Source organism: Gramella sp. MAR_2010_147, from assembly GCF_900105135.1.
Lineage (GTDB): Bacteria > Bacteroidota > Bacteroidia > Flavobacteriales > Flavobacteriaceae > Christiangramia.
Genome location: NZ_LT629741.1, coordinates 380,996 through 395,636, shown reverse-complemented (window position 1 = coordinate 395,636; position 14,641 = coordinate 380,996). Strand labels below are relative to the sequence as shown.

At 34.2% G+C, this 14,641-nt stretch carries 11 protein-coding genes; 2 read left to right on the top strand and 9 right to left on the bottom strand.

Going from position 1 to position 14,641, the window contains the following annotated elements:
• The first annotated feature begins 14 nt into the window (after window positions 1-14).
• Entirely contained in the window at window positions 15-1,127 is a 1,113-nt protein-coding gene (locus BLT95_RS01780) for an endonuclease/exonuclease/phosphatase family protein (RefSeq protein WP_089664360.1), read from the top strand.
• Here the strand turns inward: BLT95_RS01780 and BLT95_RS01775 are convergent.
• The 3 genes from BLT95_RS01775 to BLT95_RS01765 are packed head-to-tail and all read right to left on the bottom strand — an operon-like array spanning window position 1,096 to window position 6,306.
• On the bottom strand, window positions 1,096-1,500 hold the full coding sequence (locus BLT95_RS01775; RefSeq protein ID WP_157718002.1) for a response regulator: 405 nt from the start codon (window positions 1,498-1,500) through the stop codon (window positions 1,096-1,098). The two genes, BLT95_RS01780 and BLT95_RS01775, sit on opposite strands and share 32 nt — an antisense overlap.
• 25 nt (window positions 1,501-1,525) lie before the next feature.
• Window positions 1,526-4,888, bottom strand: a complete 3,363-nt coding sequence (locus BLT95_RS01770) for a PAS domain S-box protein (RefSeq protein WP_089664358.1) — start codon at window positions 4,886-4,888, stop codon at window positions 1,526-1,528.
• Between the two features lie 53 nt (window positions 4,889-4,941).
• Window positions 4,942-6,306, bottom strand: coding sequence for a capsule assembly Wzi family protein (locus BLT95_RS01765; RefSeq protein ID WP_089664357.1), 1,365 nt, complete (start codon window positions 6,304-6,306; stop codon window positions 4,942-4,944).
• A gap of 77 nt (window positions 6,307-6,383) precedes the next feature.
• Here BLT95_RS01765 and BLT95_RS01760 point away from each other — a divergent pair, with 77 nt between their 5' ends.
• Complete coding sequence (locus BLT95_RS01760) at window positions 6,384-7,115, top strand: CpsB/CapC family capsule biosynthesis tyrosine phosphatase (protein WP_172822558.1); 732 nt, start codon at window positions 6,384-6,386, stop codon at window positions 7,113-7,115.
• Here the strand turns inward: BLT95_RS01760 and BLT95_RS01755 are convergent.
• The 6 genes from BLT95_RS01755 to BLT95_RS01730 are packed head-to-tail and all read right to left on the bottom strand — an operon-like array spanning window position 7,108 to window position 14,626.
• Window positions 7,108-9,510, bottom strand: a complete 2,403-nt coding sequence (locus BLT95_RS01755; protein ID WP_089664355.1) for a polysaccharide biosynthesis tyrosine autokinase — start codon at window positions 9,508-9,510, stop codon at window positions 7,108-7,110. The two genes, BLT95_RS01760 and BLT95_RS01755, sit on opposite strands and share 8 nt — an antisense overlap.
• Window positions 9,511-10,278: a polysaccharide biosynthesis/export family protein gene (locus tag BLT95_RS01750; protein ID WP_089664354.1), complete on the bottom strand. Its 768-nt coding sequence runs from the start codon at window positions 10,276-10,278 to the stop codon at window positions 9,511-9,513.
• A 15-nt stretch (window positions 10,279-10,293) separates the two neighbouring features.
• Window positions 10,294-12,258: a nucleoside-diphosphate sugar epimerase/dehydratase gene (locus BLT95_RS01745; RefSeq protein WP_089664353.1), complete on the bottom strand. Its 1,965-nt coding sequence runs from the start codon at window positions 12,256-12,258 to the stop codon at window positions 10,294-10,296.
• Between the two features lie 10 nt (window positions 12,259-12,268).
• A complete protein-coding gene (locus tag BLT95_RS01740) occupies window positions 12,269-13,414 on the bottom strand; it encodes an aminotransferase class I/II-fold pyridoxal phosphate-dependent enzyme (RefSeq protein WP_089664352.1) in 1,146 nt (381 codons plus the stop codon).
• A complete protein-coding gene (locus tag BLT95_RS01735) occupies window positions 13,407-14,021 on the bottom strand; it encodes an acetyltransferase (RefSeq protein WP_089664351.1) in 615 nt (204 codons plus the stop codon). Before BLT95_RS01735 ends, BLT95_RS01740 begins: the two co-directional genes overlap by 8 nt.
• Window positions 14,021-14,626, bottom strand: coding sequence for a sugar transferase (locus BLT95_RS01730; protein ID WP_089664350.1), 606 nt, complete (start codon window positions 14,624-14,626; stop codon window positions 14,021-14,023). The genes BLT95_RS01735 and BLT95_RS01730 overlap by 1 nt, the downstream gene beginning before the upstream one ends.
• Between the last annotated feature and the right edge of the window lie 15 nt (window positions 14,627-14,641).

Genomic DNA, 14,641 nt, shown 5'->3' with positions numbered 1-14,641 from the left:
AACGGTTTTCCAGTATGACTGCAGGAGAAATTATATTAGTATTCTTCACTATTTTAATGTGTATCCCTACTATCGCATCTTTAACAAGGTTTGATGAATGGTGGATAAGAGGTTTTGATTTTCCCAGAATTCAGATAAGTTTTCTCATTATTTGCGTTATTACCGCTTCCATTCTCATCTACGATTTCGAAGAGTTATGGCAAATTTTTGGCGTAGGAACTCTAATCTTAAGTCTACTTTATCAGTTTAAGAAGATATTCCCGTATACCTATATTTCGAAAAAACAGGTTCTTAAATTTAAAGGTTCAGATCCTAATGCTTCGATTTCTATTCTTGTTAGTAACGTTCTTACTTCAAACAAACGTAGCGATAAACTTATTTCTCTGGTAAACGAAAGGCAGCCGGATATCCTTTTAACCTTAGAGACAGATAAAAGATGGGAAGAGGAACTCTCAGTTTTAGAAAAAGATTATCAGCATACTATTAAAATACCTAAAGATAATCTATATGGTATGCACCTTTATTCTAAACTGGAGTTTAAAGACGCAAAAGTAAGGTACCTGGTTCAGGATGATATTCCTTCTATTCATGGTTATGTGATTCTTAGAACCGGAAAAAAGGTAAGGTTTCATTGTTTACACCCCATGCCCCCCAGCCCAACAGAAAGCGAAACTTCTACAAATCGTGATGCCGAATTACTAATGCTAGGAAGAGATGTAGATGCTGAAAAAGACTCTATTCTTGTATTTGGAGATCTAAACGATGTTGCGTGGTCCAGAACCACGAGGCTTTTTCAGAAATTAAGCGGTCTTATGGATCCCAGAATAGGAAGAGGCTTCTTCAATACGTTTCATTCTAATTATTTTTTACTTAGGTGGCCGTTAGATCACGTTTTTCACACTAAAGATTTCACTCTTATTGAGATTGCAAGAGAAAGAAATATTGGGTCAGATCATTTCCCAATGTATATCAAACTGAACTATGAGCCAACTGCAGAAGCGATTAATGAAGACACTGACGAAGCAGATGAAGAAGAAAAAGAATGGGCTGAAGAGAAAATAAAAACCGCCGATCCTATTAGACAAAAACTAGATCTCAACTATCTTCAAAATGAGCTGATAATTTAGCAATACCTTTAAGTTTGGAACAATGTCTTGCTGAAACTGGTTTTTCAATAAAGTCTACAACATGTGGATCTTCTGCTGCGTTCCTTTTATCTTTTCGATCTATTGAAGAAGTTACCATTACCACATAAAATCTTTCATTTTTTTTGATCGATTTAATCTTTTCAAGAAATTCCCAACCATTCATCCTCGGCATATTTATATCCAGCATGATTAGGTAATCTGTATCATCATCCGCATCAATTTCCAGGAAATCTACTGCCTTTTGAGCTTCTTTAAATACATATGGATCTTGATCAAATTCGCATTTAGTTACTATTTTTTTTTGAAGAAAGGTAACTATCTCGTCATCATCTATAATTATAGTTCGTAGCATGCGTAGGGTTTTTGAAGGGCTATTTTTATAATTCATCTTCGGTTTGAACCGCAATTTTTCTTATAATTACGTCCAACTCATTTGCTGAAGTTAAAATATTATCCAGTATTCCATTAACGTTATCAAGATCATTTCTATAATTTATCAGTAAATCTACAAGTCCCATCACCTTTGCCAGAGGGGCTCTTACAACATGAGATTGTGTCCATGCAATTTCCTGAAGCCTTTTATTATGATTTTCAATAGCAATTAAGTGTTGTTTTCTTTCGGTGATATCCTGCATAGATCCAATGATGCGCTTTGGTTTTCCGTCATCATCCAGCATAAGATAACTCCTGTCAAGAATATATTTATAAGATCCGTCTGCACATTTAAAACGATATTCGATGGTTAGATTTTTTATATGACCATCCTGCATTTGCTTTGAATGATATTGTACATATTCATGATCATCAGGATGTGTCCTATTTGCCCACCACTCTCCCGAGTATATACCATCTTCATTGGAAAATCCAAACATTTCAAACGCTACATCACTAACCTTAATTTTATTTTCATCAATATCATAATCAGTAATTAGGTCACTCGTGGCTTTCGCTACGATATCATAACGTCTCAAACTTTCAAGAAGCTCCCTTTCCTTATCTACAAATTCTGTAATGTCCTTGGAGTTCATAACAATTCCTCCTATTGCTGGATCATCACTAAGGTTTGTGATAATCGTCTCAATCCAACTCCAGTTATTTTCAGCATTTCGTATCCTATAGGATGGTAGCTGAATCCTTTTCAGCTTCCAGATCTTCTTTAAATGGTCTTCAACATTTTGGTAATCTTTTTGATGAATATAGTTTTTAAAATTAGTCCCATTTACTTGATCTGGATCCAAACCGAAAACAGCTTTAGAAGCCGGACTATTATAGACATAATTGAAATCTTTATCTAGAATAGAGATAAGATCTGATCCATCCTGAACCAATGCTTTAAATCGTTTTTCACTGTGCAGTAATTGTTCCTCTGCTTTAATTCTGGCAGTGACATCTTTTATAAGCGACACACGTGCTTCCACCCCGGCATAAATCATCGGGTTACTATTCACATTTACAAAGATCCTTTCGCCATTCTTCTTAATATGTTCCACCTTTACCTGGAAAAAACTGTGATAATTTTCAGAAACAATACTTTCAATTCTCTTTCCCTGTTCTGGAGCCCAAAGATCCCTAACTGACATTTTTGAGAATTCTTCGGCTGTAAACCCATATAGATCTATCGCTGCTTTATTGACCTTTAAAAAATTTAATTTATTCCTATCTAAAACCCACATTGGAAGTGGACTTGCATCGAAAAGACTTCGGTATTTTAGCTCAGAATCTTCCAGCTTCTTTTGAACTTTTTTACGCTCAGCAATATGTTCTGATAATTCGTAATGTACCTGTTTAAGCTGAGTAATATCTGTGCCATATATAAAAACAACATTCTCTTCTGCAAAATACCTTGAAAAACGCCACGATATCCAAAGAAAATCTCCATTTCTTTTTAGGCATCGTAATTCGAGATCTGAACCCTCAATAGACACCGTCTCTATAGCTTTATAAGTTTTATCAAGATCTTCAGGATGAATAAATTCAGCAAAAGGTTTAGATAATATATCACATTCTGAAAAACCAAATTTCTCTACAAAAGATGGATTGATTTTTTTAACAAAACCATCCATTCCTATAACAGCAATTAAATTAGGCGAAAATTGAAAAAAGTCATTTAATTGATCCTGGCTCCTTTTTCTTTCAATGGCTGAAGCGATTTGCAGAGTTATATCCCCCAGAACATCCAGTTCAATCTTTTTTGAATCCTTAATAGATCCCATACAAAGAACAGAAATCAGCTTATCCTGAAAAATGATTGGAATTCCTACCGCAGTTTTGATCTCTTTATTCTTTTCCAGAACCATATTTTGAAGCAAACCTGTACCATCTCCCTGCTGTAAAATTTTCACTTCTTCAGATTGCCAAACCATTCCCGGAAGTCCTTCGCCTAAAGAATATACGCTTTCGGGATTATCATTTTCTGAAAGATCTTTATTTAAAGGCCAGAAGGCGGTTCTTACCAATTTTTGATTATTTACACTTACCTTATACGCTTCAGCATAATCAAACTCCAGCTCGTCACAAAAAATCTTTAAGGTTTTGATCATTGCCTCGTTAAAAGTGGGTTTATCACCAAAAGCCTTGATAATTCTAAATACCAGTTCCTGTTTTTTATTATGGAGATAAGTTTGGGTTATATCCCTTGCTACTCCTACCAGCCCAACAATTTCCTCTTTTTCATTTTTTAATGGAACTTTGGTAAGTAAAACCATTTCCTGTCTACCCTCTATATTTGTAATGAGATCTGGGCGATTCACAACAGGTTCTCCCGTACGCATAACTCTCTCATTATCCTCAATAATTTCTAAACCTCTTTCAGTTTCAAGGTAATCAAGAGGGCTATAACCTTTACAGCTTTGATCATTAGACTGACCGAGCATTTGCGTATAAAACTTCCTATTGGCTAAAATAGACTTGTGCTCTTTGTCTTTTACAAAAATATAGTCAGGAATATTATCTATAATAGCCCTCAACATTTGGCGTTCCTCCGTGACTTTCTTCTCTGCTAACTTTTGATTGGTTATATCTTTCGCAATTCCATAAACCCCAATAATCTTTCCATTGTAGGTGATTGGAAAGTTATTTACATCCAATATCTTCTTTGTACCCTTTACACTAGTAAAATTGGTTTGATAATTCTGATTTTCTCCATTTGCGGCCTTCGTAAATCGCTCTAATACAGCATCATGTTCCTCTTCTGCGATTAAAGGCAGAAAATGCATTTTTAGCAGTTTTTCAATAGAAGTTTCAGCAAGTTTCGCTGAAGCAGTATTCGCATTAACAAAATTTCCTTCAAGATCGAATGAAAAAACTGCATCTGGATTATTATAAAATAGATTGGAATAAATTTGCTTATTAAACTCCAGTTCCTTCTCAATTTCATCAGGACAAGATGAACCGGTAAGTTTATTGTCTAATTTAATTTGTTCTATACAAATAGAAACTTGATCAAAATCACCACTTATATTAAGAACAGGTGATAATGAAAAGAGTAGTTTAAATTTTTTATTCTTGAAGTTTATAGAAAAGTTTTGAAATCTACCCGTCCAACATGATTTTAATTTTTGCTTAATTTCATGCTTCTCTTTTTCAGGAAAGTATTCAGAAAAACAATTTTCTGAAGCTATTTGTACATCAAAGCACATTTTGAAAAGCTCTTCAGCCGTGGAAGAATAAGCCACAATTCCTTTTTCATAACATAATGTTACGAAAGCCTCCTGTTTAATTTTGGGAGTTTCCTTACTCAAGTTTTAAAATAGATTTAGGCTCGTGGAAAATACAAAAAATATGTTAATAAAACCTAAAAAATTGTTTTTGAAAAATTTAACCCAATTCCGAAATTGGATTGTTCTTGAGAATTAATATCTGCTCCAAACTGTGCTTTCAGAATATAATCAGTATTTATAAGTTCTAATTCTAAAAGTGTCGAGAAAACCTCCTTTGTTTCAGCAAAAAATGAGTCTTTAACACCATAATTCTTACGGTAACTCAAAAGGAAACGGTATGGGAACTTATCAAAGACATCTCCTTTTAAACCAAAATGATGTACTGTTAGGATGTTGGTTCCTATTCTAAATCTACTCTCCTCATTTAAAAGAATAAAAGGTACACCTAACACCTGGTTCCTATAGGTCCACCCAGACCGATATAAGTTATTATTAAAATAATTATCTGCTCCATCCTCTTCAGAACTTTTTCGTCTTCTACTCTGATTTTTTGTGTAATAAAATTCGTACATAAACGCTTTTAACCACGAGTTTCCCCAGAAGGTATCACGGTTATCCTCAAAATATACAGCATATCGCCCATCTGGTAGGTTGCCTCCTTTTAAACCAGAAGCATCTTCGAAAATATGATTATATAGAAATTGGAAATCTATATCACGAATCTTTGTTTTGATTATAAGCTCATAACTACCAATTTGATTACCCAAGGCATTTACTTCCTGACCATTTCCTACATCATTCTCACTGGCCATTCCTGTAAAAATTCTTCGGTAATCGTCAAGTCCTCCGGGAAGTTGCCCGAATTCTTCAGAATTACCTGCCCATTGCACAAAGTGCTGAGCTCCAAGAGTAATTTCAAAGTTATTCTCACTTCTATAAACTATGTGTCCGCTTTTGTGATGAAGCCTTGTTTGGTCAATATGTCTATCATCATTCAAAATATATTCTTCCAGACTGAACATAAATCCAATGCCGTGATCTCCATTAACAAAATAGGGATCTCTCGTGAAAATACGAAGCCCAGGTGGCGGTGAAGCATTGAGAGACCACAGAATACTTTGATTTGAAGCACTGAGTTCCTGGAATAGATCCTCTCGTTGTTTTTTTCCTAAGACGATTCCAAGTTTTGGAGAAGAATAAGAAAAATAAGCTTCATCCAAATAAATTCCATCTTCATACCCATCCTTGAAAAATCCTCCCAAACCAAATTCTGCGCTTCGATCTCCCCCGAGATCAATCTCTGCTTCATAAGATAATAAGCCTGAAAAATGGGTTTTTTCGTCTAATCGCCCACGAGAATTAGTATGCATCCAAAAAGGTGATTCTTTTGAAGAAAACAATTGAGCCTGACCTTCAAAATCCAGATTATAAAACACCTGTCCATAGGATGGAGCCAGGAACAAAAGAAAAAATAAGAAGCTTAAGAAGTAAATTCTCATGTGTTTAATCTAGGAACTCTGCAAATATTAATAATAAGAATTAAAATTATGTAATTTTGAAGGGCAAAATAGATGAGATGTTATCAATATTTCGAAAGAATACATTTTTAGTTGATTTAATTGAAGGTATAACCGATTTTCACAACCATATATTGCCTGGAATAGATGACGGAGCAAAAACGGTTGAAGAGTCAATTGAATTAATTAGGGAATTTGAGAATTTAGGAATTAAAAACTTTGTTGCCACACCACATGTTATTGGTGAATATTATCCAAATACCCCAGAAACAATATCAAAGGCCTATGGAGAGCTCAAGCCTCACTTATCTGATTCTATAAAACTTGGGTATGCTGCCGAGTATATGATGGATCAGCATTTTACCGAAATTATTGAAAATGACCAGATATTACCCATAACGAAGAAAAAAGTTCTGGTTGAAATGTCTTATTTTCAGCCTCCAATTAATTTAAACGAAATATTATTTAAACTTCAGAATAATTCATTTTCTCCAATCCTGGCTCATCCTGAAAGATATTCCTACTGGCATTCTAAAGATTTACAGAAGTACGAAAATATTAGGTCCCGCGGTTGTGATTTCCAACTTAACATGTTATCTCTTTCAGGTCATTACGGAAAAGGAATCCAGAAAACAGCTTTTCAGTTAATTGAGAATGATATGATTGATCTATTGGCTAGTGACGTTCACCGGAAAGATCACATAGAGAAAATTCAAAATATTAAAATCTCAAAAAAGCATTTGAAAACTCTTCAACAAATTATACAAAACTCAAAAAACTTATTTAGCTAAATAGTCTTTTTTTAAGACGCTCCCATCTACTTTCCTTATCAGCACCATATCCATATCCATATCCATAGGAATAGCCATATTGAGCTCCATAAGAGAACTTAGAATAATCTACGTCATTTAATATTACAGCAAGGCCTTTCAGCTTACCCTGCTTCTTTAAATCTTTTGGAAACTCCAATAAATTTTTCTCTGTAAAATCGGCTCTTGTGACATAAAGAGTATAATCAGCCAGCTGACTAATAAGAAGTGTATCGGTGACAATCATGGACGGCGCGGTGTCGACAATTACATAGTCATATTGCGTCCGTGCCTGATCAATTAAGCTTTCCATTCTATCATTCATCAATAATTCAGCAGGGTTAGGTGGTATAGGTCCTGATAAAATTACATCAACAGCAATTTCATTCTCATTTGTTTTTGAAATAACCTCACTTGAAACAACATCATAATCATATAAGTAATCGGAAAGTCCTTTTTCCTGAGCACCATCAGTTGTAGTAGTATATCTATGCAATTTCGGATTTCTAATATCTGCTCCTATAAGTAAAACAGATTTATTGGTACTTGCTAATGTCCTGGATAGATTATACGATATAAAAGTTTTACCTTCACCTTTAACAGTAGAGGTGACAAAAATCACATTACCCACATTCTTATCTTTGTTTTGTATAAGATAAGCTAGATTCGTTCTTAAAATTCTGAAAGACTCTGCAAGCGGAGATCTATCATTCAAATGAATAACATCAGTTTGATCCTGGCCAATCCGTGGAATCTCACCAATAAAAGGAACTGCTTTTAATAAAGGAGCTAAATCTCCCTTGTGATGGACTTTAGTATCCAGCATGTTTTTTATGAAAATAATCAAGATGGGAATAAGTAGGCCTATAATAAGGCCACCAATTAAGATTAACCAAGGTTCAGGATCTACAGGATTATTTAGTGTAAAAGCTTCATCAATTACTCTGGCTACTGAAGCAGTTGCAGCAAAAGAAATAGCTGCTTCTTCCCTCCGTTGTAATAGAAATAAATATAATTGCTCTTTAATCTGTTGTTGTCTCTCAATACCACGCATCCCCTTTTCCAAACCAGGGAAGCTACTAAACTGACTCTGTGCAGCATTCCCTCTCTGATTAAGTTCTCTCAACTCTACATTAATTGAACGTCTAGTGCTTGCTATATTTTCAAAAAGATTAGCTCTTAAGCTATCCAGTTGCTGAGTTAGAGTTTGTACTATCGGATTACGTTCAGTCCCCCCTTCCAGATACATATTGCGTTCCATAATAAGGGTATTATAAGAATTAACAAATCCCGAAATACCTCCTTCGTTAATACCGACATCTGGTAAAAGTTCGTAGTTCCCTTGATCTCTGAGTAATTCTTCCACAGAACTTAAGAGCTGAAGCTGTGTTTCTAATTCAAATATTTTCTGCTCTACTTGAGAAAATTTAGATTGGAATTGAGAAGCTCCACTTCCAACATCCATAATTCTATTATCCCTTTTAAAATCTGCGATATTTACTTCTACAGAATCCAATTCTGTAGTTATCATTTCTAACCTTTCTTGAATAAATTTAGTGGTGTTTTCTGCAACTTCCTGTTTATTTTTAACTCCTTCTTCATTAAAACGTTCCATTAATTTATTAAGAAAATCCTCTGACTTCTTGGGAGTATTTTGAATTAAACTTAAAGCTAAAATATCCTTTGCCTGTCCTTTTTGAGCTATTTGAAGTTGAGATATATAATTAGCAGCAACTTCCCTAAGTGGTTGAACTTTAATTGTAACAGGACTCGTTTTTCTAAAAGTACCTACTAACTCACCAGACTTTGGTAGAATCGTGAATTGAATACCATGAAGCTTAATCACTTCACCGATACTATGAGTTTCAGAATATCCAGTACTCTCCTCTTCTAATTTAAACGAAGTATCGGAGGTGGGCGTAACAATAAGATTTGCAGAAATAGAATGAATTATACTATCTGAAGAAATAAATTCAATTAAAACCGGGCTTGACTTGTAAGATTCAACTGCTATTACACTCCCCTCTATAAAATAACTTACATTATGATTCAACTCATCCACTACACTTTCTACGAGTTGTTTGGATTTTAATTTTTCAATATCATTTTGAATGCCATCATCTCCCAAAGAAAATAATGCTCCGCCACCAGATGGAGTAGCATTCATGGCATTCTTTTCCTGATCGTCTACAATCATCATTGTAGCTACAGTATTAAATTTTGGGATGGTATATCTATTATACAAGTAAGCTAACAATCCACCAACTAAAACTCCGAATAATATCCATTTCCAATAGGCGAGATACTTATAGATTTCAGCTTTTAAATCGAAGGTTGATTCTTCTTTCTCCTCATTAAAATCGTTTAATTCTTCCATCTAGCGTGTAAAAATAAATATTAAACCTAATGATGAACTAATAAGACCTAAAATAGCTCCAGGACTTCCAAAAAAACCAGCTGATTTCATTCGTGCATACGTTGGTTCAACATAAACAATATCATTTTGCTTAAGATAAAAATATGGGCTATTAAAAAGATCTGTTTCTGTCATATCAATAAATCCTACAGATTTCACTCCGTTTACCTCTCTAATCACTCTTATATTTTGCCGTTTCCCTGTATAGCTAACGTCCCCGCTCATAGCTAGAAGTTCAGGCATCGTAACTCTGCCATCAGAAATCTGAAATCTGCCTGGAGACCTAACTTCACCAAGAACAGTTACACTAAAATTTGTAATTCTCACATCTACCACAGGGTCTCTTACATAATCTGCTATCTGTTTTTCCAATTTCTTCTGAATCTCTGTTCGAGTCAGATTTAATACTTCTACAGTACCTAAAACAGGAAAATTAATCGTCCCATCTGGACTTACGAGATAACCAGTTAAAGATGAGTTTTGACCACCGCCAGCACCTCCTTGTTGACCTTGCTGGTTCATTTGAAATGGAGCCACAATCTCCTCGTTTATTGAAGAAGAAGATACATTTATTCTAAGAACATCATTCTTCTCTATTTTCGGTTCATATTCTAATAAATTTGCTTGACCTTCTAATTTTTGAACATCATTAAAATATACAACCTGATCTTTTGTTGCGCAGCTGGTAAAGAAAAGGGTTAGAATAAATAACCCGAGTAATTTTTTCATAAACTTTAATCTATTCTATTTTTTCAACTCTGGAAGATTATCCAGTTTTTCGTATAAAGAATTGTTACTCTTAAACTCGGGAATAAGATCTTTTAATTTTGCAACAACTTTATCATTCCTAAGTTTATTTGCCGATTTTATAATCTTTAAAATTTTTGCATTAACCATTTCATAATTACGAACAACATCCTGGCCTATCATAATTTTTTTGTGATGAGTGGGTAAGGTTTTACATTCATCATTTAACAATTCCTCGTATAACTTTTCGCCTGGTCTTAAACCGGTAATTCTGACTTTTATATTCTTGTTAGGCTGATATCCGGCAAGTTTAATCATTTTAATGGCCAAATCCATAATTTTCACGGGTTCCCCCATATCGAATACAAATATCTCACCACCCTTACCCATTGCGCCAGCTTCAAGCACAAGTTGACAAGCTTCTGGAATTGTCATAAAATATCTTATGATATCTGGATGGGTAATTGTAACCGGTCCCCCTGCTTCTATTTGCTTCTTAAAAAGTGGTACCACTGAACCGTTAGATCCTAGAACATTACCAAATCTTGTAGTTATGAATTTAGTATTACTTAGTCCCACCTTTAACTGTTCATGGTAAAGAGATTGAACATACATCTCCGCCGCTCTTTTCGAAGCTCCCATTACATTACTCGGATTCACGGCTTTATCTGTTGAAACCATTACAAAATGCCCAGCATTGTATTTCACCGCTAAATCAGCAAGGTTTTTTGTACCCAAAATATTGACAAAAATTGCTTCATGAGGATTGCTTTCCATCAAAGGAACATGCTTGTATGCTGCAGCATGGTAAACAACATCAATATTATGATTTTGAAACATAAGTTCCAGTCTCTTTTGATTTCCAACATCACAAACAATAACCTTGAAGTTTAGGTCTGGGAATTTAGCTTCGATTTCAAGTTGTAGATTATGTAACGGTGTCTCTGCCTGATCAAGAATTATAAGCCTTTTCGGGTTATATTCAGAAACCTGCCTTACGATTTCACTTCCTATTGATCCGGCAGCACCGGTTACTAATATTGTTTTACCGGTTAATTGATCGATCTTATTCTGAACTTCCAATTGAATTGGTTCTCTCTCTAAAAGGTCTTCTATCTGTAAAGTTTTTACCTTATTCGCAATTGGTTGATCTTCATTCCAGTTCGAAACTAAAGGAGCATTGTAAACTGCTATATCGTGCTCCAAACATTCTTCCACTAGTTTAAATTTTTCTTCGGGGGTGAAAGTGTTTTCTGAAAATATTATCGCTTTTGCTTCTAAAGAACTGACTTCTTTATGAATTTTATCGGTGTGCCTAAGCACAGGCTTATCAAGTATTCTTAACCTTTTATGGGAATCTTGTGTAAGAAATCCAACAATTTTAAAACGTTTTGGGTGCTCTATCTCCAATGCTCCAGCAATAGAAATAGCATTTTCATCTACACCTAAAATCACTGCACTTATTAAAGCCTCGTTTTTTTGAACTATTTTAAAATATTCATAAACCTGTTTAACTCCGAGTCTGAAAAGAAAAAGTAATGAGAATGATATCCATAAGTTTATCAGTAATCCACCAATCAAAAAGATTTTTTCTCCTAAAATGAAATAAGTCGTATAATTTATAATTAATAAACTTATAAATGAACCAACTGTAGCCAATAGTAATTTTAACGCGTCAACATTCGAAGAGTATCTAATTATTCCTGCGTAGGTTTTAAAAATATAAAAGAAAAATATATTAATTGCTACTATTATTACTACTTTATTAAAAAAGCTTAATAAAGTATACTGGAAAGGAGATAAGTCAATTAAAATAAAGATCGTGAGTATCGTGGATATTATAACTAATCCTATATCTATTAATAAGACGGCCCAACGGGGAAGATATTTTAGATTTCTAATATCTAATTCGTTGTCGGGACCAGTAAGAATATTTTTAAGGGCTTTTTTTATCCTACCCATAATTTAATCTCTATTTTTTCAAACAATTTAGAATTGCATTTTTAATTCTATCTCTATCATTATCAGAAAGATTAGAACCACTAGGCAAACATAAACCATTTTTGAACATCTCTTCAGCAATACCTGTGCCGTAAAATGGAGACTCATTGAAAACTGGTTGCATATGCATTGGTTTCCAAAGGGGACGACTTTCAATATTTTCAGCCTCTAAACATATTCTCAAGTCTTCTCTGCTAATACCTCCCGTATTATCTTCATCCACTTCAATGACCGTCAACCAATGATTACTATAAAAATCACTATTTGGTTCCTCAAAAACTTTTATACCATCAACATTTCGGAATAAATTTACGTAAAATTGAAACATTTCCCGTCTGGCCTCCACTCTTTTATCTAAAACCTCCATTTGTCCCCTACCAATTCCTGCTGAAATATTACTCAATCGATAATTATAGCCTATTTCACTATGTTGATAATGTGGAGCATTATCTCTGGCCTGTGTAGCAAGAAAAACAGCTTTTTGTTTGTGCTCCTTATTATTAGTTAATAAAGCTCCTCCACCAGAGGTTGTAATGATCTTATTTCCATTAAAAGAAAGAATTGAATAATCTGCAAAAGTCCCACATTTTTTTCCCTTATAGGTACTTCCTAAAGCTTCTGCACTATCTTCAATAACCGGAATTTTATATTTTTTTGCAACCGCATTTACCTCATCCACTTTATAAGGCATTCCATATAAGTGTACGGCTATTATTGCCTTTGGTTTCTTCTCTTTTGAAATTCTATCTTTTATTGCAATTTCAAGTTGTTCCGGACAAATATTTAAAGTGTCAGCTTCACTGTCAATAAATATTGGTTTAGCCCCTAAATAGGTTATAGGATTTGCTGAAGCTGCAAAAGTCATACTTTGACATATAACCTCATCATTTCTAGTAACTCCAGATAAAATTAAAGCTAAGTGTAAAGCTGCCGTTCCGGAACTCAGGACAGCCACTTCAAGTTTTTCAGATGATAAATAATCTTTTATATCACTCTCGAAACCATTTACGTTTGGCCCTAAAGGAGCTATCCAGTTTTCTGCGAAAGCTTCATTAATGTAGTTTAACTCATTACCACCCATATGAGGTGAGGAAAGCCATATTTTATCCTTATTCATTTTCACTCTTATTATACTTTATGATTCTTCCCGGGTTTCCAACAACTACAGCATAATCTGGCACATCACTAACCACAATCGTTCCTGCTCCAATAGTAACCCATTTCCCTATTTTTATTCCCGGTATAATCGTAGCACCGGCACCTACATGACTTCCTTCTCCAATTTCCACATTCCCGGTAATAGTGGCAGCTGGAGAAATGTGAACAAAATCACTGATACTTACATCGTGCTCAACAACCGCTGCTGTATTCATTATACAATGTCTACCAATTTTAGAAGATGAATTTATAACGGCGTTAGCCATTACAACTGTCCCATCTCCAATTTCGACATAATTTGATAAAACTGCTGATTTATGAACCAATGCACTACAAAAAGCACTTTTTAGAAGCTTTGACACCTTCTTCCTTGTAAGATTATCCCCAATAGCAATTACCGCTTTCTGATTCAGCATTTCCGGAGTTATATCATGATTTACCCTAAATTCAAGGAGCTTTTTCAAGGATCTATCATCATCTAATAAAAAATCAATAGGTTTATTATTACTAGAAGTAATAATATCTATAATAACCTTAGCATGACCGCTTGCACCGTAAATTATCATTAATTGCTACCGTTAAAAGGTTCTGTTGTTGCCATATCCTTTGTATTAATACCTTCTAAAATTAATACTTTCCTGATAGTTCGAAATAAAATTTTCAAATCCAGACCAAAAGAAATATTTTCAACATACCAGGCATCATATTCAAACTTTTGAGTCCAACTAATAGCATTACGACCATTCACCTGGGCCCAACCAGTTATACCTGGTTTTACATTGTGCCGTTTCATCTGCCTATCATTATATAGTTTCAAATATTGAGGTAATAAAGGTCTAGGACCAACAATACTCATATCCCCTTTTAAAACATTAAATAATTGTGGAATTTCATCTATAGACGTTTTCCGAACAAATTCACCAATAGTTGTCAACCGTTTAGCATCAGATAAAAGCTCTCCTTCATCATCTGTGGCATCTGTCATTGTTTTAAATTTTACTATTTTAAAATTTCTACCAGATTTACCGGGCCTGTTCTGAAAAAAGAAAGGCTTACCATTATTTGCAATCGCAAGCAAAATAATTATCAAAATTAATAATGGACTTATAATAACTAAGCCCGTCAAAGAGATAATAAAATCTAAAAAAGGCTTAAAGAACTTTCTATACATTATAAATTCAATATA

Coding starts and splice junctions, on each gene's coding strand:
- BLT95_RS01735 (WP_089664351.1), bottom strand. CDS start 14,021: ATGATAATTTACGGTGCAAGCGGTCATGCTAAGGTTATTATAGATATT.
- BLT95_RS01760 (WP_172822558.1), top strand. CDS start 6,384: ATGTTATCAATATTTCGAAAGAATACATTTTTAGTTGATTTAATTGAA.
- BLT95_RS01745 (WP_089664353.1), bottom strand. CDS start 12,258: ATGGGTAGGATAAAAAAAGCCCTTAAAAATATTCTTACTGGTCCCGAC.
- BLT95_RS01765 (WP_089664357.1), bottom strand. CDS start 6,306: ATGAGAATTTACTTCTTAAGCTTCTTATTTTTTCTTTTGTTCCTGGCT.
- BLT95_RS01755 (WP_089664355.1), bottom strand. CDS start 9,510: ATGGAAGAATTAAACGATTTTAATGAGGAGAAAGAAGAATCAACCTTC.
- BLT95_RS01730 (WP_089664350.1), bottom strand. CDS start 14,626: ATGTATAGAAAGTTCTTTAAGCCTTTTTTAGATTTTATTATCTCTTTG.
- BLT95_RS01750 (WP_089664354.1), bottom strand. CDS start 10,278: ATGAAAAAATTACTCGGGTTATTTATTCTAACCCTTTTCTTTACCAGC.
- BLT95_RS01780 (WP_089664360.1), top strand. CDS start 15: ATGACTGCAGGAGAAATTATATTAGTATTCTTCACTATTTTAATGTGT.
- BLT95_RS01775 (WP_157718002.1), bottom strand. CDS start 1,500: ATGCTACGAACTATAATTATAGATGATGACGAGATAGTTACCTTTCTT.
- BLT95_RS01740 (WP_089664352.1), bottom strand. CDS start 13,414: ATGAATAAGGATAAAATATGGCTTTCCTCACCTCATATGGGTGGTAAT.